The sequence below is a fragment of the Alsobacter sp. SYSU BS001988 genome, assembly GCF_054796215.1.
In genome coordinates this window covers 48,882-68,452 of sequence record NZ_JBTAMK010000006.1, presented here as the reverse complement: position 1 = coordinate 68,452, position 19,571 = coordinate 48,882, and the positions used below count along the sequence as shown (strand labels likewise).

Here is a 19,571-nt window from a genome sequence, read left to right as displayed (position 1 = left end):
TCAGCGGACCTGCTCTGTGGCGGCGTTGCGGTCCGGAGCGGCCCGTGACGCCGCCGCCGCTTCGAGGGCCCGGATCGCGGCGTCTAGGCGCTTGGCTTCCTTTCCGCTCGCCAGCTTGCGCTTGGCGCGCAGGCGCTGCAGCTCCCTCTGCTCGGCCGCGGCCGCGTCCTGCTCCCTCCTGTGCTCCGCGGCGATCCGCTCCACCTCGCGGCGTTCCGCGTCCGTCAGGGCGGCTCCGATCTGGCGCGACAGACCCGGGTCGAGCGCGCCCGCCGGGCCGGCGTCGTTGGCCGCGTCCGTGACGCGCGCCAGCCGCTCGCCCTCGGCCCGCCGCCTGGCGGCGAGTTGCTCGACCTCGCGCCGGATCGCCTCGCGCTGCTGCTCGGCGGCCCTCAGGGCGTCCTGGCGCTCCGCTTCGGCGGCGGCTTCGCGCAGCCGGTCCGCCTCGATGCGCTTCTGCGCGGCGATGCGCTCCACCTCGCGCCTGTCCGCCTCGCGCTGCTCGGCCTGGCGGCGCGCGAGCTCTTCGGCCGCAACCCGGTCGGCCTCGCGCCGGGCCGCCGCGGCGCGCTCCGCGTCGATGCGCTTCTGGACGATGATCCGTTCGGATTCCTTGCGCGACGCCTCCCGCTTCTCGGCCTCCACGCGCTCGTTCTCCAGCCGCGCCTCTTCCTGGCGCTCGGCGGCGATCCGGGCCGCTTCCTTGGCCGCCTCGGCTTCGAGCCGCTCGAAGACCTTGCGCTGCGCCTCGAGCCGCGCCCGGTCCTGCTCCAGCGCCTCGCGCTGGAGGCGCTCCCGCTCCCGCGCCTTCTCCTGTTCGCGCGCCACGCGTTCGTCCTCCTCGCGCCGGATGCGGGCGAAGAGGTCGAGCCGGTACTGCGCCTCCCGGGCGAAAGGCGAATTCGGATACTTGGCCATGAAGGCCCGGAAGTCCGCCGGATCGGCCGAATCCCTGATCCGCCCCCAGACCAGCCCGTCGGAATCTCCCAGGTTCAGGAAGTAGTCGCTGAGCAGCGAGATCGAGACCTCCGGGCGCTGGCGCCCGTTGGTGCGTTCATAGACGTCCTGCGTGACGCGCCGGAACAGGGTCGCGATCTCCAGCCCCGGCTCCGCGAGGCGGCGGATCAGCGCTTCGGTGAACGGGCTGTTGCGGCCCGAGCCGTCCTGCGCGACCTGGTCCGGGGCTGTCGCATAGGCGATCACCAGTCCCTCCGTGCGGTCGATCCGGGCCAGTCCGCGCGTGGCCCCATAGGCGCTGCGGGTCGACTGGGAGAGCATCCTGTCCAGCGGATTGTCCCGGCACGCGTCGAGGATGATGATCTTGACGCCCGTCGTGCGTTCGAGCGCCGTCATCACCCGGGTGACGTTCACGGCCTGGAATTCGACGTCGTTGTAGTCCTCCACCTCGATGTCCACGGGCAGGAGGTAGTTCTGCTTCTGGTACTGGATGCCGTGGCCGGCGTAGTAGAACAGCGCCGCGTCCGAACCCGCCGCCTTGCGGGCGAACTCCGAGAGCGCGCGGTCGAATCCGCCCTTGTCCGTGTCGGTCTTGACGATGACTTCGAAACCGACCTTCCGCAGCGCCTCGCTGATGTCGGGCGCGTCGTTGACCGGGTTTTCGAGGCGGTTGATCTTCTTATAGTTCGCATTCCCGATGACGAGCGCCACGCGGCGTTCGGCCAGCGCTGAATCGGAAAGCAACGCCAAGATCAACGCCGCGATGAGGCCGATGCACTGTGATAAAGACCACTTCATCGAACTCACGATCCAGTTCGCAGGTCATGCGGGAGAAAGGTCTCGCTCTGGCCGGACCACTGAAGAATAAGCCCTTTCCGGCCTTGTCGCAATCAGACCCCGTCCCGCCGCGTGCGCTGGATCACATCGCTCCCCGCCCGTCCGGGCCCCGGCGAGCCTGTGACGAAGGCTGCGATGCCCGTGTCTTTCGGCACGTCCGCGGGCTATGATCTGCAATAGTGTCGCCCGACGTCGAGACATCGCGGACCTCGCACTCCGATGGAGGATCACATGGTCCAATCAACGTTGCGTGACATGCGCCTGATTGGGCCGCTGTCGCTGCTTGCGTTCTGCGCCTCCATGGCGGTGTCGCAGAACCTGCCCGCCGCAAACGCCAATGTCGGCTTCGTGTCCGCCGTCCGCGGCAAGCCGCAGGTCCTGGACGCCGACGGCCGGCTCGGGCCGGTGACGCTGATGCAGCCCTTGTCCCCGGGCGCCATGATCGTGCTCCGCAGTAACGAAAGCGTCGCGATCTGCCACGAGGGCGCGAGCCGGACTTTCCGGGTCGACGGCGCCGGAGCGGCCTATGTGGGGCATGTCGGGATCAACAGCGACCCGGGCGGCCCGCGCGTGGCCGCCACGGGCGCGTGCGCCGTCGCGTCGACGCCCAGCGAAACCGGCGGCGTCCTGCTTCGTTCGCTCCGGCCGCCGGCCTCCGCCAAATGAAGGACGCCCCGCGAGCCCGATGACCAGACGCACGGCGCTGCTCGACGTCTTCCGCCAGCGAAAGGCGCTTCCGTCGGCCTTCGCCGTCGCGGCCGTCCTGGTCGCCGCCGCACTGGGCTATTCCAGCACCTTCAATGGCGCCCTCGGCGCCCTCTCGGGCCCCAACGCGCTTCTCTACGACGTGTCGGCGGCGCTCCTGCGCGTCAGGCGCACGCAGGAGGCGTGGCCGACGACCTTCATCCTTCTCATCGACCAGGACACCCTCGACCACGCGCCATGGTCCACCGCGCCCCGCGCGCTGCAGCATCCGCACCTCGCCGAGCTCGGCCGCCGGGCCCTCGACCTCGGCGCGCGAAAGGTGGCCTTCGACCTCGTGCTCGCCTTGGATCCCGCCGACCTCGACATCGGCGGCGCCGACCTGAAGTCCTACGACAAGCCCATGCGCGACCTGCTCGCCGGCGAGGAAGGGCGGGTGATCCTCGGCTCCTATCCCACGGTCAGGCCGGCGGCCGCCTATCGCGACCTGGTGGGGCCGGCCGGGATCGGCGTGGTCGACCTCCAGTCCGAGGAGGACGGCGTGGTGCGCAGCATCGCCACCCGCCTTCGCCTGCCGTCTGGCGAGATCCAGGCCGGCTTCGCCGAACTCGTCGCCATGCGCGACGATGGCGAACTCGCCATCCGGGACGCCAGCCGGTTCCTGCTGTTTCCGCGCGCGCCCTTGCGTTCGGCCCCCCTGCTCACCGTCGCGCGCTTCGAGGCGTGCCGGAGGACGCCCGACGGACCCGCCCGGCTCAAGGAGATCCTGGGCGGGCGCAACGTGCTCGTCGGCACCGGCATCGTCGGCGAGGATCTGCGCCGGGGGCCGGACCGCTTCATGACCCAGGGCGCTCCCCGCCTCTCCCCCGATCCGTGCCGGCCCGGCATGCTCGACGTCGATTTCGGCGACAGGAACCTCGTGCCCGGCGTCCTCCTCCAGGCTGCAGCGGTCGAGAGCGCGGCGGCCCCGGACACGCCGCGGCTGGCGGACGCAAGCACGCGCGCGGCCGCGAGCGCCGTGATGGCCTCGCTGGGCCTGCTGCTGTTCTTCACCCTGACGCGCCGGGTCGTCCGGCTGCCGGCCGAACGCCCGGCGATGTTCTCCACCAGCATCGTGGCCTTCGCGGGCGTCGTCGGGTCGATCGCCGGGCTGGCGCTGGCCTTCGTCGGCGTCGAGGCGGCGGCGATCGAGGCGCTTCAGCTGTGGCTCCCGCTCGGCCACACGCTTCTCTTCGTCAGCGCGCTCGGGCTGCTCGGCACGATGACGCTGGCCGTGCAGCGAGACCTTGCGCTCGCCGACCTGCGCATCTCCTTCGGGCGCTACCTGCCCGCCAAGGTCGTAGCCGCCGCCCTCCAGCGCGACGAGATCGTGGAAGGCGAGGAACGCGCCATCTCGGTGCTGTTCGCGGACCTGCGCAGCTTCATCCAGTTCTGCAACTCCCGGCGCGATGAGCCCACCGCCATCATGCAGGCGCTCAACCGCAAATTCGCGGACGTGCAAAAGATCCTGGACCGGTACGACGCCTGCCTGGACAAGTTCGACGGCGACGCCGTCATCGCGTTCTGGAACGCGGTGGGCGAACAGCCGGACCACGCCGCCCGGGCCATCGCGGCCGCGATCGAGATCTTCGAGACCGACGCCGAACTGGCGGACGAGGCCGGCGACCAGCTGCACTTCAAGGTCGCGGTCGCGACGGGGCTGGCCTTCGTGGGGAACTACGGTTCGAAGCAGAAGATGAATTTCAGCGCGATCGGCGAGCCCATGAACATGGCCGCGCGCCTCGAGGGACTCTGCAACGAGTACGGCGTGGGCATCATCATCGCCCGCGACACGCTCGCGGAGGCGCAATCGACCGGGACCGCCAGTCCCGCCGTCCAGGCCGTCATGGACAAGGCCCGCTTCGTCAGGCTCGGCGGCGCCAGGCTGAAGGGCTTCACCGAGCCCGTCGAGATCATGACGCTCCAGCGCGCCGCCAAGGGCGGCGACCTCTAGCGGGCGGCGAGACGCAGGCCGGAACCTCACCTTGCGCCCGCAGCGGCTGCGCCGGGCCGGGCCGTCGCCACGGGGGTCGGGTCCGGAGCGTCCACCAGGCCGCGGTAGCGCACCGGCTGGTATCCCCGGGCCAGGAGAGAGCCGAGCGGATACACGTTCCTGCAGACCTTTCCGTTGCAGCCGCCCGTGGAGGCCTCGATGACCTCGGCCTTCCGGTCGGGCGTGAAGCGCACGAACAGCATGACATGGGCGCCCGGCTTGTTGAGGGCGTCCCCCGGAAGGAGTTCGAAGGGGTTGGCCACCGGCTTGGTGATGGATGGGATGGCGATCGTCGTGAAATGAGTGGAGAGCCCCCATGACGCGCTGACGAAAGCCGAGCAGTCGACCCCGGTCACGTCCCGGCGAGGGTCGTTGCGGGTGCAGATGTTTCCCGCCTTCACGCCATGCTCGATGTTGCTGGCGATCTGCGGCAGCGATCCCATGCAGCCCCAGCAATAGGGAATGCCCTGGACCTCCTGGTCGGCCTTGCCGTGCAGATAGCCCGGGCGCCGGACGCGGTTGAAGCCGGAGCAGACGCTGTCCGGGTCGCCTCCATAGGCGCCCCGGTTCACGCGCCACCTGATCGCGGCGAAGGCCTGCGCCGTCTCCAGCACCCGCGCGCGGGTCAGGGGCCGGACGGCGGCGTTGGCGCCCCGCCGGCGCGCCAGGTCCGCGAAGGAGAGTTGCGGCCGGGGCGGTCCGGTGTCGATGACGCCCGCGCCCTTGAGCGGCCTGAAGCCGACGCCCAGCACGTCCGTCGCGCCCTTGCGGTTGCGCAGGAAATAGACGTCGCCATTCGGCGTCACCGTGACGAAGCGGCGCGACACCGCGACGGTGCTGTCCAAGGGCAGCTCGTGAACGCCCTCGAGCGCGCCGGACGCCGCGTAGCGCGCCACGAAGGCGGAAGCCTGGTCGCTGAAGTCGGTCGGAATGTTCTCGGCCAGCACATAGGCCCGGCCCTGCCTGTCGACGTCCAGGACCTCGACGGCGCCGAGCCGGCTCCTCACCTGCAGGCGCAGCCTCAGAGCCGCCCCCGCCGACCCCTTCGGACGCAGGTTGATCTCCACGCCGGCTTCATCGGCGACGGGCGAGAAGTCGGCCGTCATGGCCCCGCGCCCGTGCGACGCGATGATCTGCCGGCCGCGCCCCGCGGCCTGGCCGACCCGCCGCGTCAGCCCGTCCTCCGCCTCGATGGGCTGCGACCCCATCTGGGCGAAGGCTGAGCCGATCGCCTCGTCCGGCGGCTCGCCGGACCGGGTGACGCTGAGGCCCCGGGTCGGCGCATCCGCCGGCCCGGTCGCCTGCAGGGCGCGCACCTGGCCGTCCCAGGTGTAGATCGTGTCCGCCGACACCACGATGTCGGTCGGCCGGAGATCCTCGGGCAGCGCCAGCGACTGCGGCGGCCGGGAGGGCTCGCTCGGGTCGAATTGCAGGATGCGCCCGTTGAGCTGGTCGAGAAGGTAGATCTCGCCGCGATCGCCGGCGTAGATCGCCTGCGGACCTTCGGTGTCGGCGTCCTCGCCCGGCTCCACGATGCCGACCGCCCCGGGGCCGCTGCCCGCTGAAAACTCCCGGACCAGCGTGTCGTCGGCGCGGCCGGGGGCCGCCGTCGCGAAGGACAGCAGAAGGACGGCCGAGAGGACAAGATATCGGCGGCTCATGACGGCCCCTGGCGGCTGGCGCTCTTCTCGCGTCCCGATCCTCGATCCTTGCGCATGTCGCGAGCATCGCAGCCTCCTGGATGGTCGAAAGTGCCCTATCGCACCCCGGACCAGGCGGCGGGCCCGCTGGCGTCAGTGCGCCTCCCCGGCCGAGGACCACTCATAGGCGAAATCGCGTCCCGCCATGGCGACGCTGGCGTGCGTCAGCTTCTCCCTGGCGAGAGAGCGCTTCAGGAACTCGCGCGACAGGGCCGGCAGCAGCGTGTTGGTGATGATGTTGTCGATCACGCGGCCGCCGGAATCCGGATCGTTGCAGAGCGAGACGATGTGATCCACGACGGCCCCGTCATAGCTGAACGAGGCGCCGTGGTTCTCCGCGATGCGCTTGCCGATCCGGTCGAGCTGGAGGCGAACGATGCCCGACAGCATGTCCGGCGAGAGCGGGTAATAGGGGATGGTCACGATGCGCCCCAGCAGAGCGGGCGGGAACACCTTGAGAAGCTCCGGCTTCAACGCCGAGGCGAGCGCTTCCGGATCGTGGACGTAGGTTTCGTCCTGCGCCAGGTCCATCAGGAGGTCCGTGCCGACATTCGACGTCAGGATGATGAGCGTGTTCTTGAAGTCGATCCGGCGGCCCGTGCCGTCCTCCATCTGGCCCTTGTCGAACACCTGGAAGAACAGCTCGTGCACGTCGGGATGGGCCTTCTCCACCTCGTCGAGCAGGACGACGCTGTAGGGCTTGCGGCGCACGGCCTCGGTCAGCCGCCCGCCTTCGCCGTAGCCCACATAGCCCGGAGGCGCGCCCTTCAGCGTGGAGACCGTATGGGCCTCCTGGAACTCGGACATGTTGATGGTGATGATGTTCTGCTCGCCCCCGTACAGCGCCTCCGCCAGCGCCAGCGCGGTCTCCGTCTTGCCGACGCCGGAGGGCCCGCACAGCATGAAGACGCCGATCGGCTTGTTGGGGTTGTCGAGCCTGGCCCGGTTCGTCTCGATGCGCTTGGAGATCATCGCCAGCCCGTGCGACTGGCCGACGACCCGGCGGTTGAGGATCTCCGGGAGGCGAAGGACGGTTTCGATCTCGTCCTTCACCATGCGGCCGACCGGGATGCCGGTCCAGTCCGACACGACCGACGCCACCGCGGCCTCGTCCACATGGGCGTAGACCATGCGGTCTTCCGGGCTGATGCCCTCGAGCGCGGCGAACTGGTCCTTCAGCTTCCCGCGCGCGGCCTCGCCGTCCGCCTCCGGATCGGCCAGGATGTCGCGCAGCGACCTCACCTCCTCGACGACCGCCCGCTCCGCCTCCCAGCCGGCCTGGAGCGTCGCGAGCTCCTCCTTCATCCGCGCCGTCGCGCGGTCGATCTCGTCGATCCGCTCGTCGCTTTGCGACCCGAGGTCGCGGTCGGACAGGAGCGCCGCCTTCTCCTGCTCGAGCGCCTCGATCGCCGCCGTGGCGTCCGCGATGGACGCCGGGGTCGTCGACTGGCTGATCGCCACCCGGGCGCAGGACGTGTCGAGCAGGCTCACCGCCTTGTCGGGGAGCTGCCGCGCCGGAATATAGCGGCTGGAGAGCTGCACCGCCGCCACGATGGCGGCGTCCGAAATCCTGACCTTGTGGTGCTTTTCCATCGGCCCGATGAGCCCCCGGAGCATGGTGCAGCAGGTGGCGACGTCGGGCTCCCCGACCTGGATCGGCTGGAAACGGCGCGTCAGGGCCGGGTCTTTTTCGAAATACTGGCGGTATTCGGACCAGGTCGTCGCAGCGATGGTGCGCAGCGTCCCGCGCGCCAGCGCCGGCTTCAGCAGATTGGCCGCGTCTCCCGTTCCGGCCTGCCCGCCGGCGCCGATCAGCGTATGGGCTTCGTCGATGAACAGGATGGTGGGCGTCGGCGACGCCTGGACCTCGTCGATCACCGAGCGCAGGCGCTGCTCGAATTCGCCCTTCATCGACGCCCCCGCCTGCATCAGCCCCACATCGAGCACGCAGAGCCTCACCCCTTGCAGGGCGGGCGGAACGTCGCCGGACGCGATGCGCTGGGCGAAGCCCTCCACGATGGCGGTCTTGCCCACGCCGGCCTCGCCGGTCAGGATCGGATTGTTCTGGCGCCGGCGCATGAGCACGTCGATGACCTGGCGGATCTCGTCGTCGCGCCCGAGCACCGGGTCCATCTCGCCAGCCGCCGCCTTCGCGGTCAGGTCCTGCGAGAAGCGGTCGAGCGCCGTCGTCCCCTTGGGGCCCTCGGCGCCCGGCGCGCCGGCGGCCCGCAGGCCGGAGCCGTCGATCGGCCGCAAATTCTCCTCCTGCGACCCTGACCAGATCGTGCGGTGCTCCGCCGCGAGGACATCGACGTTGATCTTCTCGAACTCGCGCGACAGCGCATGGAAGGCCCGCCGCAGGTCGTTCGACTTCAGCCCTCCGACCAGCATGTGGCCCGTGCGGATCTGGGTCTCGCCGAAGAACAGCGTGGCGTAGTGCCAGCCGCGATCGAGGACATCGATGACCGCGTTGGAGAAGCCCGGCATCTCGGTCTCGTTGCGCCGGAAGCCGTCCGTCACGCGGGCGATGTCGTCCAGGAGCTTCGCCCGGTCCAGTTTGAAGAAATCGGCCGTCAGGCCGAGGTCGAGATCCTCCATCTGGAGCAGGTGCAGGAGCCAGTGGGCGAGTTCGACATTGCGCACCCCCTGGCTCTTGGCCTGGCGGAGCGCCATGAAGAACGCCTCATAGGCGGGGCGATTGAGTTTTCCGGCGACCGATTCAAGGCTGATGTCGACCATGGGGTCCTCACTCGCTTGTGCGCCGGCGCCTCGCCGCCCGTTCGGCCGGGCTGAAGCGTGCGTCGGTCCTGATCTCATCCGGCCCGTAATCCGGGGCCATCCAGGTGGTCCAGCCGAGCGCTCCGGACGCGCCGAGCCTGACCGGCTCGACCCGAGCCGCCGGCAGAGCGAGTTCGACGTCCCACTCCAGTTCGTCCCCGAGATAGAAGAAGACGAAGTCGACCAGCCGCTCGCAGGTCGGCGCGTCCGGCAGGAAGCGCGCATAGGCGTCGAGATCGTCGACGAAGATGCGGATCCGGATCTTGTCCTGCACGCTGAAGGACGACTGGCCCAGCAGCAGGTCGCCGCCGAGGCCGCTGTTGCGGGAGCCGAGGAACGAGCGCTCGCTCTTCTCGAATTCGAGCCATGTCCCGATGAACTCGTCGACTTCCGCCCTGACGCCGAAGAGGCCGGCGATGGCGTTGCGCAGCCGCGACGCCGACTTCGCCTTCGGCCCGAGCAGACCCGCATAGAGCGCCACGCCGTCCGGCTTGTGCGCGCCGTCGCGAAAGGGCGGCGATCCGCTGCCGATGGCGGTCTCGATGTAATCGCGGAAGCGGTCGAAATCCGGCCTGTCGTTGTGCACGATCGGGCGCGCGTCCGCCCAGGCGCGATAGAAGAGTTGCAGGAAGCGGTGATTGAAGAGGTCGAGGAAGCGCGGGAAGGCGTGATCGTTCGCCTGCGCATAGGCGAAGGCCTCCTCGGTCACCGCGAGGGGCAGCGCTCCCTGCGGTCCGAGGAGGCCGAGGAAGCGGGAGAAGATGAGGATGCGCTTGCGGGTGGAGTCCCGCTCGACCTCGACCCGCGACAGGTTGGAGGCCGGGAACTCCAGGTGCGGCTCCTGGCCATAGGACAGGTGGTGCTCGGCTCCATCGAGAACGATGACCTCGTCCCGCCGGGACGCGCTGTCCCCGATCCGGGGCCGGGGCTCGACCACATGCGTCTCAGGCTCGCCGTCCGGGCCCAGTTCCCCCTCCAGGGGTCCCCTGGCGCTCTGCCGAAGCCCGAGGCTGCGCTCGATGCGGCGCATGGAGTCGAGGAAATCGAACCGGTGCGGCTCCTGCTCCATCTCCTCCAGATAGGTCATAGCGGCCGCCTCGAGCCGATGCGGGCCGGCCACCGCATGATTTCGCCGCGCTCGACCGTGCGCAGCACGAGCTGGGTGAAGTGGTTGAAGGCGGCGTAGTCGGAATAGAAGCGCTCGAGGACGCAGCCGAGCAGGAAGGCTCCGCTGCCCTCGAAGGCCTTGTCGTCGATGGTCACGGAGATCTCCGCGCCCCGCGCCGGCCCGATGCCGCCCTTCTGCCGCAGGCGACGGACCACCGGGCGGCTCTCGACCAGCTTGATTCCGCGGATCCGGCGCTCCACGGCGCTGTCCGCGACGTCCGCGAACATCGACAGGATCTCCCGCAGGGCCTGCGCGTTCTTGCCCGCCCCGTGCTCGACGAGGCCCAGATGGTTCAGCGCCAGCATGTTGATCAGGCGCCAGACGACCACGCCGGTGTGCGCGTTCTCGGTCCGGCTGCGCAGATGCGACGCCACCGGCTCGCGCGGCGGCGTCGGCCCGGCGACGCACCTCACCTGCAGGGTGATGTCGTCGGCGAGGTGGAAGTCGGCCTGTCCCTGACTGACCGGCATGTGCTCCGTCAGATGCCGGTTGGAGCACAGGGCCCGCACGCTGAGCTCCGCCACGGAGGCGCGGTCGTGCATTAAGGCCGGCTCGCCGATGGAGATGAACATGTCCGAGCCGACATAGTTGGAAGTCGCGCCATATTTGCGCTCCTCCCCGGTCCGCCGCCTCGGCAGCCGGCGCAGCGTGTAGCAGAGCTCGCCGGCGCTCCGGCCGTCGCTGGCGGGAGAGTAGAGCGGCCTCACCGGCGCTTTCTCCGAGCCTCCCGCATAATGGGCATAGACGTCCAGGATCCGGTGCGGCTCGAAATCGAGGTAGCGGCTCCGGTCCGGGATGACCTGGAACTCGTACTGGCTCGCCTTTACGGGGATCCGGTCGGTCGTCATCTCGAACAGGTTGACCGCCGGGGCGGCGTAAAGGGCGAACATGTCGGGCTGCACGGCCGCCGACAGCCGCGCATGGACCTCGTCGAAGCCGAAGATCACGTCGACCTGCCTCACCGGCAGCCTGCACAGGACCTCGTCCAGCTTGCCGAGGGTGAAACCGAGGAACTTGCGGGGAAAGACGAAGAACTCGTTCAAGAGATCGAAGCCGCGAAACACGCGGTTGTCCGTCGGCAGCAGCGAATCCGCTTCGTCGAAGCCCACGCTGTCCAGGGAGCCCTGCGGCGCAGGCGTGACGACCGGATTGCCGAACGCATCGGCGTAGCGGAACCACACGCCCCGGCAGTGCCCCAAGATCTGCTCGCACAGGGCGTCGCAGTCGGGCTCGGCCCCCGTGAGGTGGATCGGCAACTCGCGCGCGCCGCAACCGGCGAACCAGTGGTCCGGGCGCGTCGCGGCCTCGGCGGCCGACGCCTCGTCCTCGACCCGTCCCGTGGTGCGGACCGTGAGCGACAGCCGAAGCCCCGCGATCACGCCTCGCCCGCCCGGAACGCCTGCGGCCTGCACGGCGCTGGGCGAGGATAAGTACTCCGCCCCGGTGAGCTCGAACGGCCACAGCGTGACGGGCGCGGTCGTCCGGAACCGGCACGAGACCCGGCGTTCGAGTTCGACATAGGCCGCGTCCAGCGCGGACCGCCGCGGGATCGTGCGCCCCTCGCGCAAGGCCGGGTCGCCGTAGGGCGGAGCGACGGCGACCAGCATCGCGGATGGAGTCGGGGCCAGGAAATGCGGGACCAGCTGCTCGAGAAGGTTGTTGGTGAACTCCGGGAACTCGTGCTTGAGCTTCAGCTGCACCCGCGCCGCCAGGAACGCGGAGCCTTCGAGCAAGCCCGCCACCATCGGGTCCGTCCTGTCCCGCAGGATGCCCCCGAGCCGCCCGGCGATGCCGGGATACTCCTCGGAAAATTCGGCCGCATGCTCGTAGAGCAGCTCGAGCTCGCGGTTGTAGAGGTCGAGGAACTCCCGATCCATGGGCCTATAACCGGTCGATCTGGATCTTGCCGGTCGTCAGGTCGACGTCGGCGACGAATTCCAGCGGGAGGTTGAGGGGCTCGCATTGAAGGTCGCTCTGGACGATGTAGCGGATCTTCAGCTCGTCCTCGTCGACGGACTTGTCGCGCGTCACCCTCAGGCTCGCGGTGAGCAGGCGCGGCTCGAACAGGCGCAGGATGCGCTCGATCTCCACGTCGAGGTCGGAGGCCGCCAGTTCGTCGATCGTGCGATGCGCGATGTCCGGGAAGCCGTAGTTCAGCACCGACCGCCTCACGGCCGGGAAGTCGGAAAGGTCGATGGTGGATTCCATCGCCACGCAGTTCAGCAGGGTCTCCAGGTCGCGCGAGACCTCCCGCCGCAGGTCGCGCTCGGTGATGGCCACCCTCTGCGACATGCGCGAGCGCGCCGCGTTCAGCCGTCCCTTGGCCGAGGCCTTGGCGTCCCGGGCGGCGTGAGCCGCCCTGAACACGAACATCAAGGGAGGGCTGAGCCGGTTCTTGCGTGTGGCGTCGACCATGTCAGCGCTCCTGGCCAGGTCTCGGGAAGGCCCCCGACCCCGGCGGCGAAGTTCAACGGTTCGAGTCGAGTTCGTCGCTGAACATGACCGCGCCGGCCCCGCCGCCGCTGCGATGCTGCTCCGTGTATTCGACGTCGATCTTGCGGAAATTGATGGAGAACTCGTCACGGGGGATCGTCCCGAACTCGTCGTCCAGTTCTTCGCCGCAAATCTTGTAGGATGAGATATAGGCGTCCGACAGGATGAGCCTGTAGTAGATCAGGGGCTTTCCGTCGGCGTCCTTGTCGCCCGCCTTCTCCACGGTGAGCGTCGCCTTCTTGATCTTGCCGTTGGTGGCCAGCAATTGCTGGATCGACGGGCTGGACCGGTCGACCAGCTTGGTGAAGGTGACGTCCGTATAGCGCCGGCGCTGCGACGCCTGCCCGGAGGCTCCGTCGCGCGCGACCTCGACGCCGAACTCGAAGGAGCGGACCTCGATCTGGTCCGTCTTCCCGTCGCGCTTCATCTCGCCGCGGACGCTTTCGATGGTCAGTTGGTAATTCGTCTGCGTCATGTCGCGACCTGCCTGAAGCGCGCCCGCCCGGCATGGGCGGACCGGCCCCGCGGAGGAGGCCGGAATGAGCTCAACCCGTTTGAGGGGGCGCGGCCGCGTGGCCGCCAGCCCCCCTCGACGGCGATCAGACCTTCTCGTTCTTCTTCACGTCCCAGCCGACGCGGCCGGCCGTCTCGCCCGTGCCGTCCTTCTTCTGCTCGAAATATTCCTGCTCGAACTTGGCGAAGTTCAACGCCAGCGTCTCCATCGCCTTGTCGTCGTGCCCGGAGCCGGCGTAGTTGACGGCGCTGACGAGGACGTCCGTCAGCTTGATCTTCAAATACTCGAGCGGCTTGTCGCCGGCCTTGCGGAGCGTGATGTAGCCGTTGGGAATGTGCTTCCCGCTGCAGCAGTTGTAGAAGAGGTCGGCCGAAGCGCGGTCCACATGTTTGGTGATGTGGATGTCCTGGATATGGACCTTGCCGCTGCCGCCGCCGCCGCCCGTTCCGTGTGACCCGATCTGCTGGGCGCCCCACGTCACGGAATGTATGTCGATCTCGCCCGGATGCTTGCTGTCATGGCTCTCGCCCTTGATGCCATCAAGCTTCAGGAACATGTCTACGGCCATTTTCCACTCCTGTCTTGCGGCTGAGCCGCTGTCCGGTGCGACCAAGAAGGTCATCTTGATCATTCAGGAATTCGACTGGGGAAGCTGTGCGAGCCCACACAATCAACTTGCAGGCGCAGGAAGTCGCGAGACCAGGCGCAGCCCGATATCCATCCCCTCCAGCTGGAAGTGCGGCCGGAGATTGAAGGTGGCCGAGTAGTAGCCGGGATTTTCCTCGTTCGGCACGATGGTGATCTCGGCCCCGGCGAGCGGCCTCCGCGCTTTCGTCTCCTCCGACGACAGCGCGGGGTTCCCGTCCACATAGTCCTGGATCCAGTTGTGCAGCCAGCGCTGCAGCTCGTCCTGCTCCTTGTAGGACCCGACCTTGTCGCGGACCATGCACTTCAAGTAATGGGCGAAACGGCACACCGCGAACATGTAGGGCAGCCGGGCCGACAGGTTGCTGGACGCCGTCGCTTCAGGATTGTTCTGGTAGGCCTTGGGCCGGAAGACCGACTGCGCGCCGATGAAGGCCGCCTTGTCGGTGTTCTTGCGATGGATCAGCGGGATCAGCCCGGACTTGGCGAGTTCGGCCTCCCGGCGATCGCTGATGGCGATTTCGGTCGGGCATTTCAGGTCGACGCCGCCGTCGTCGGTCGGGAAGGTGTGCGTCGGCAGGTTCTGGACTTCCCCGCCCGACTGCACGCCCCGGATGCGGGAGCACCAGCCATACTCTTTAAAGGCCCGGTTGATGTTCGCCGCCATCGCGTAGGCGGCGTTCATCCAGGCGTATTTGTCGCCCTTGTGCCCGTCCGTATCCTCCTCGAAGGCGAACTCCTCCACCGGGTCGGACTTCGCCCCGTAGGGCAGCCGCGACAGAACGCGCGGCAGGCATAGCCCCAGATATTTGGCGTCGTCGGAATCCCGCAGGCTCTTCCAGGCCGCATAGTCAGGCGTGTCGAACAGCTTGGAGAGGTCCCGGGGGTTGGCGAGCTCGGTCCAGCTGTCCATGCCCATCAGGATCGGGTCGGCCGCGGCGAAGAACGGAGCGTGGGCCGCCGCGGCGATCTTGCTGAGGTCGCGCATCAGCTGCACGTCGGTCGCGCGGTGGCTGAAATAGTAGTCGCCGATGAGGCAGCCATAGGGTTGTCCGCCGAGCTGGCCGAACTCTTCTTCATAGATGCGCTTGAACAGCGGGCTCTGGTCCCAGGCCGCGTTCGGATACTGGCGCAGGTGGCGGTGGAGCTCGGATTTCGACGCGTTGAGGAAGCGGATCTTCAGCTGCGCGTCGGTCTCGGAGTTGTAGACCAGGTAATGGAGGCCGCGCCAAGCGCTTTCCAGCTGCTGGAATTCCTTGGCGTGGACGATCTCATTCATCTGGTCCGACAATTTCTTGTCGATCTGGGCGATCATCTCGGTGATCGTGTCCAGGACGTCGTCCTTGATGAGGGTCGTGTCGGCGAGAGCCTGTTGGACGAGCGTCGTGACGGCGTTCTCGACTTCCGTCGCGGCGCGTTCGGTTCTGGGCTTGAAGCTCTGCTTCAGCACGGAGGCGAATTCATCCGCGGTCGTCGTTTCGACGGCCGGCGCCTTGTCCTGCTGGATTCGATGTTGTGCCACGGCAGCCTCGCTTGTCGTGAAGGGGCGGCGATAAGGGGTGGATGCGGCGCGCCGGGCGCCGAGGCCTATGTCTCGGGCTCGGTCTCCGGCGCCTTGTCGCGCAGCGCGGCCATCAGGGCGGGATCGCTGAGCAGCTTCTTGAGCTGGCTTTCGGCTGCGACCTTGCCGTCCATGTAGCGCATCAGGTTCGCCAGCTGGGTGCGGGCTTCCAGAAGCTTGTTCAGCGCCGGAACCTGCTTGGCGATGCTGGCGGGGCTGAAGTCGTCCATCTTCTCGAAGCGGAGAGTGACGCCCAGTTGCTCGCCCTCCTGGTCGCCCAGCTTGTTGGCCACGCGGAACGTCACGCCCGGCGCGATCGCGGCCATCCGCTTGTCGAAGTTGTCCATGTCGAGATCGAGGAGCTTGCGGTTGGCGATCTCCTCCTTCTCCACCCCGGGAGAATTGCCGGACAGGTCCGCCATCACGCCCATCACGAAGGGAAGCTCGATCTTCTCTTCCGCGTTGGTTGGGTTTTCGTAAGTAATATGAACGCGCGGAGGCCGGTTTCGGCGGATGAAGCGTTGTCCACTGTCTGACGCCATGGCTGCCCAACTCCTGTTCGAAGTCTAGTCCGCCGCCGCGGTCAAGATTAGAGACCCCCGCGTTGGCGGCGTCAATCGAGATCAGCTCCCCTGATCAAGGTCGCTCAGCGCATCGGGCGGCAGAACCGCCCGCAACACGCTGAGAAAGTCTCGCCCGGCGAGAGCGCTCGCGCGCTCGATCAGCCAGGGAACCGGGCTGGAGGGTTCCTGCGCCCGCATCCAGGCGGCGACCTGGTCCAGCGCGGCCAGCGCCTGCGCGCGCGTCCCGATCGCCGCGCCGTCGCGCGCCGCCGGAACGCCCGGCGCGCCGCCATGGGCCACGCCCGGGCCGCCGTCGGCCTCGCTCTCGGCGGATGTCTCGCCCCAGCCCTCGTCGGCGGCCTCCGAGGCGGGCGAGAGGTCCGCGAGACGGCCCACCGGAAGCGGAAAGACGTGGCGGCCGCCGATCTGGTAGGCGGCCGAGCCCACATGGTCCGGCAGCAGGATCTGGAGCACCTCGATGAAGGACTTGCCCAGGAGCGCCTGGGCCTGGGCCAGCAGGGGCAGGACGGGGCTCGAAGGCTCGCAGGCCTGGAAATAGGAGTAGGCCCCCTGGAGGGCCGCGGCCGCCTGCGCGCCGGAGCCGACGCCGCCCTGCGGCGCGGACGCGGTCTCCGCCTCGAGCGAGGGCGCCGCGCCGGGCTCGGAGGCGGCCGCCGTCTCGGGAGGGAGCGCCAGGTCAATGAGGGCGAGGATGCGCGTCAGGACGGCGCGAATGTTCGACAGCCTCGGCGCCGTGAGGATGTCGGCGCGCTCGGCCCAGAGGGCGCCGATCCTGTCGAGCGCGGCCCGCGTCGCCTCCACGGCGGCGCGGCTCGCGGCCGTCTGCTCGGCGGCGTCCCGCAGCGTCTGCAGGATCGTCGACTCGGTGGGCGTCTCCTCGCCCGGCCGGGGCTCGGCCTCGCGACGGGCGTAGAGAAAGGAGCGCAGGTTCACCGGGCCGGCGCGCCGGCTCTCGCACAGGCGAACATATTGAAGCGAGAACGCCACCGTGGATTCGTCCAGCGTTCCGAGGGTCGCGGCGCGCATCGCCAGCGACCCGTTCTCCGCGCGGGGATGGGTCTCGTCCCAGAAGAGCTCCAGCATGCGCGCGCCCGCCACGACGGAGCGGCTGAACTCGGCCAGGTTCCCGTTCAGGATGGAGAGCCTCGCCAGCAGCATGACGAGCCGCAGGTCGCGGGTTCTGGACAGCAGGGCGCCGATCTTGGCGACCAGTTCGTCGACGTCGACGATCGAGGGATCGAAAGCAAAGGGCTGCCCGTCCACGAAGAACGTGGCCGGCATGACGCCTTCCTGCACGGCGAAGAAATTCAAGTAATCGTCATCGCCCTCAAGATCCAGGTCCGGACCACACGGATCGCCTGGCTTCAGAGGTTGTTCCAGCGCTCTGTAGTCGATCGGGGTCACAGCCAACCAGCCGGGCAAGAAAAAACGATACGATATTCACCGTAACGACCGGCGGAGACTCATATTGTGCGCTGACGCACAAGTTCGCATGTCAAAGCGGCCTAGGTTTCATCGGTGAACCGCCTACCGCCGAGCTTCTCGACTATGTGCGTCACATAAGTTAACGTCAAGAAGAGTTGGATGATGTGTCTGACTGCGAGGTCGCCATGACTGACGAGCTGGCGCAGGACGAGCGGGTCGCGTCCCTTCAGACCCCGCTCGGTCGAAACAAGCTCGCCATCGCGCGCTTCGAGGCGCATGAGGCCCTCAGCGAGCTTTTCGAGTTCAGCATCGACGCGCTGAGCCGCGACCCCGACATCGACTTCGACAAGGCGCTCGGGCGCTCCTGTTGCGTGACCATCGCGGCCTATGCCGGCCCCAAGCGTCATTTCGACGGCGTCCTGGTCGAGGCCCAGGCGCTCGGCATGGTGCACGACCTCTATTCCTACCGGCTGATCCTGCGCCCGTCGCTCTGGCTGCTGTCGCGCACCGCCAATTGCCGCATCTGGCACGACATGACCGCCCTTGCGATCATCAAGGAGGTCCTTGGGCAGCGGGGCGTGCAGTACAAGACGGCCACCACGCGCGAATGCCGCAAGCGCGAATACTGCGTGCAGTATCGCGAGACGGACCTCGCCTTCGTTTCACGCCTGATGGAAGAGGAAGGAATCTACTACTTCTTCCAGCATGCGGACGGCGAACACACGCTGTATCTCGCCGACGCCCCGTCGTCCCACAAGCCCGTCCCGGGCCATTCCAGGGTGCCGTTCAGCAAGGTCGCCGCCTCCGGCCATGTCCGCGAGGAGGCTCTGTTCGACTGGACTTCCGAGCGCCGCTTCAGGACGGGCAAGTTCGAGCTGCGCGATTACAACTTCAAGACGCCCGGCAACAAGCTGATCGGCCCCGCCAAGGCCAGCGCCCGCTACGCGAAGTCCGATCTCGAAGTCTACGACTATCCCGGCAAATACGATCAGGAGAGCGAAGGAAAACGCTACGCCGAGATCAGGCGCGACGCCGAGCAGGCCTTCGACAAGCGGCGCTACGCCAGCGGCGAGGCCCCGTCCCTCTTCCCCGGCGGGTGCTTCACGCTCGCCGATCATCCCAAGTCGTCCGAGAACAAGTCCTTCCTCGTGCTCCGGGCGCGACACCAGTTCAGCGCCCAGACCTTCCGCTCGGGCGGCGCGGGCCTCGGCTCCGGCGAGAACTATCGCGGCGACTACGAGATGTTGCCCGCGGACCAGCAGTTCCACGCCCCCATGGTGACGCCGAAGCCGATCGTCCACGGGCCGCAGACCGCCCGCGTCGTGGCGCGGCCTGGAACGAGCGGCGAAGAGATCGACGTCGACGACCATGGGCGCATCCGCGTCCGGTTCCATTGGGACCGCGACGACAAGCGCTCCTGCTGGCTTCGCGTGGCCCAGATGTGGGCGGGCTCCCGATGGGGCGGCCAGTTCATCCCGCGCATCGACATGGAGGTCGTCGTCGAGTTCCTGGAGGGCGATCCCGACCGGCCGCTCGTCGTGGGCAGCGTCTACAACGCCGACAACCGCTACCCCTGGACCCTCCCGGCCAACAAGACCCAGTCCGGCGTGAAGACGGATTCGTCCAAAGGGCACAACGGGCACAATCAGGTCCGCTTCGAGGACAAGAAGGGATCCGAGGAGATCAACGTCCGCGCCGAGAAGGACCTCAACACGGAGATCCTGCACGCGGAGACCCGCAAGATCGGCGAGCGCTTCCAGCCGCCGATGGGCTCGCCGTCGCGTGAGACCACGCTCCTGATGGGCGACGACAAGCTGACCGTGGCGTCCGGCCACCGGCAGGCCACGGTCGCCATGAACGACACGCTGACGGTGGGCATGAGCCGGCAGGATACGGTGGGCCTGAACCGGAGCGCGTCGATCGGCGTGTCCGACAGCGTCGTCGTCGGGGCCAGCCAGAGCGTCACGGTGGGCGCGGCGCAGAGCACCACGGTGGGCGGAGCCCAGAGCACGACCGTGGGCGCGGCCCAGACCGACGCCGTGGGCGCCGTCGTCACCGTCACGGCCGGGGGCGTGGTGTCGATCACGGCCGGCGGCGCGATCATGCTGACGGCCGGCGGCGGCGTGCACGTCAACGGCGTGCTCTTCGTGCACGGCGCGATCATCCCGCTTTGAG

At 68.3% G+C, this 19,571-nt stretch carries 14 protein-coding genes; 3 read left to right on the top strand and 11 right to left on the bottom strand.

Going from position 1 to position 19,571, the window contains the following annotated elements:
- Complete coding sequence (locus ACYVO7_RS13530) at positions 1 to 1,755, bottom strand: caspase family protein (RefSeq protein WP_460450353.1); 1,755 nt, start codon at positions 1,753 to 1,755, stop codon at positions 1 to 3.
- A gap of 270 nt (positions 1,756 to 2,025) precedes the next feature.
- On the opposite strand from ACYVO7_RS13530, the gene ACYVO7_RS13525 reads away from it, so the two are divergent.
- Positions 2,026 to 2,460, top strand: a complete 435-nt coding sequence (locus ACYVO7_RS13525) for a FecR family protein (RefSeq protein ID WP_460450352.1) — start codon at positions 2,026 to 2,028, stop codon at positions 2,458 to 2,460.
- A gap of 19 nt (positions 2,461 to 2,479) precedes the next feature.
- Complete coding sequence (locus ACYVO7_RS13520) at positions 2,480 to 4,489, top strand: adenylate/guanylate cyclase domain-containing protein (protein WP_460450351.1); 2,010 nt, start codon at positions 2,480 to 2,482, stop codon at positions 4,487 to 4,489.
- Positions 4,490 to 4,515: 26 nt separating this feature from the next.
- Here the strand turns inward: ACYVO7_RS13520 and ACYVO7_RS13515 are convergent, their stop codons facing one another.
- From ACYVO7_RS13515 to ACYVO7_RS13470, 10 genes are all read right to left on the bottom strand, one after another.
- Positions 4,516 to 6,189 carry a hypothetical protein gene (locus ACYVO7_RS13515; RefSeq protein ID WP_460450350.1) on the bottom strand — a complete coding sequence of 558 codons (1,674 nt, stop codon included), beginning with the start codon at positions 6,187 to 6,189 and terminating at the stop codon, positions 4,516 to 4,518.
- A gap of 132 nt (positions 6,190 to 6,321) precedes the next feature.
- Complete coding sequence (tssH, locus tag ACYVO7_RS13510; protein ID WP_460450349.1) at positions 6,322 to 8,967, bottom strand: type VI secretion system ATPase TssH; 2,646 nt, start codon at positions 8,965 to 8,967, stop codon at positions 6,322 to 6,324.
- 7 nt (positions 8,968 to 8,974) lie between these two features.
- Positions 8,975 to 10,093, bottom strand: coding sequence for a type VI secretion system baseplate subunit TssG (gene tssG, locus ACYVO7_RS13505; protein WP_460450348.1), 1,119 nt, complete (start codon positions 10,091 to 10,093; stop codon positions 8,975 to 8,977).
- Positions 10,090 to 12,051: a type VI secretion system baseplate subunit TssF gene (gene tssF / locus ACYVO7_RS13500; protein ID WP_460450347.1), complete on the bottom strand. Its 1,962-nt coding sequence runs from the start codon at positions 12,049 to 12,051 to the stop codon at positions 10,090 to 10,092. The genes tssG and tssF overlap by 4 nt, the downstream gene beginning before the upstream one ends.
- 4 nt (positions 12,052 to 12,055) lie before the next feature.
- Positions 12,056 to 12,589: a type VI secretion system baseplate subunit TssE gene (gene tssE / locus ACYVO7_RS13495; RefSeq protein ID WP_460450346.1), complete on the bottom strand. Its 534-nt coding sequence runs from the start codon at positions 12,587 to 12,589 to the stop codon at positions 12,056 to 12,058.
- A gap of 52 nt (positions 12,590 to 12,641) precedes the next feature.
- A complete protein-coding gene (locus ACYVO7_RS13490; RefSeq protein ID WP_460450345.1) occupies positions 12,642 to 13,142 on the bottom strand; it encodes an Hcp family type VI secretion system effector in 501 nt (166 codons plus the stop codon).
- Positions 13,143 to 13,266: 124 nt separating this feature from the next.
- Positions 13,267 to 13,749: an Hcp family type VI secretion system effector gene (locus tag ACYVO7_RS13485; RefSeq protein ID WP_460450344.1), complete on the bottom strand. Its 483-nt coding sequence runs from the start codon at positions 13,747 to 13,749 to the stop codon at positions 13,267 to 13,269.
- Positions 13,750 to 13,851: 102 nt separating this feature from the next.
- A complete protein-coding gene (gene tssC / locus ACYVO7_RS13480) occupies positions 13,852 to 15,348 on the bottom strand; it encodes a type VI secretion system contractile sheath large subunit (protein ID WP_460450343.1) in 1,497 nt (498 codons plus the stop codon).
- Between the two features lie 65 nt (positions 15,349 to 15,413).
- Positions 15,414 to 15,929, bottom strand: a complete 516-nt coding sequence (gene tssB / locus ACYVO7_RS13475) for a type VI secretion system contractile sheath small subunit (RefSeq protein WP_460450342.1) — start codon at positions 15,927 to 15,929, stop codon at positions 15,414 to 15,416.
- An 81-nt stretch (positions 15,930 to 16,010) separates the two neighbouring features.
- Positions 16,011 to 17,375 carry a type VI secretion system protein TssA gene (locus ACYVO7_RS13470; protein ID WP_460450341.1) on the bottom strand — a complete coding sequence of 455 codons (1,365 nt, stop codon included), beginning with the start codon at positions 17,373 to 17,375 and terminating at the stop codon, positions 16,011 to 16,013.
- Positions 17,376 to 17,581: 206 nt separating this feature from the next.
- Here ACYVO7_RS13470 and ACYVO7_RS13465 point away from each other — a divergent pair, with 206 nt between their 5' ends.
- Entirely contained in the window at positions 17,582 to 19,570 is a 1,989-nt protein-coding gene (locus tag ACYVO7_RS13465; RefSeq protein WP_460450340.1) for a type VI secretion system Vgr family protein, read from the top strand.
- Position 19,571: the final 1 nt, after the last annotated feature.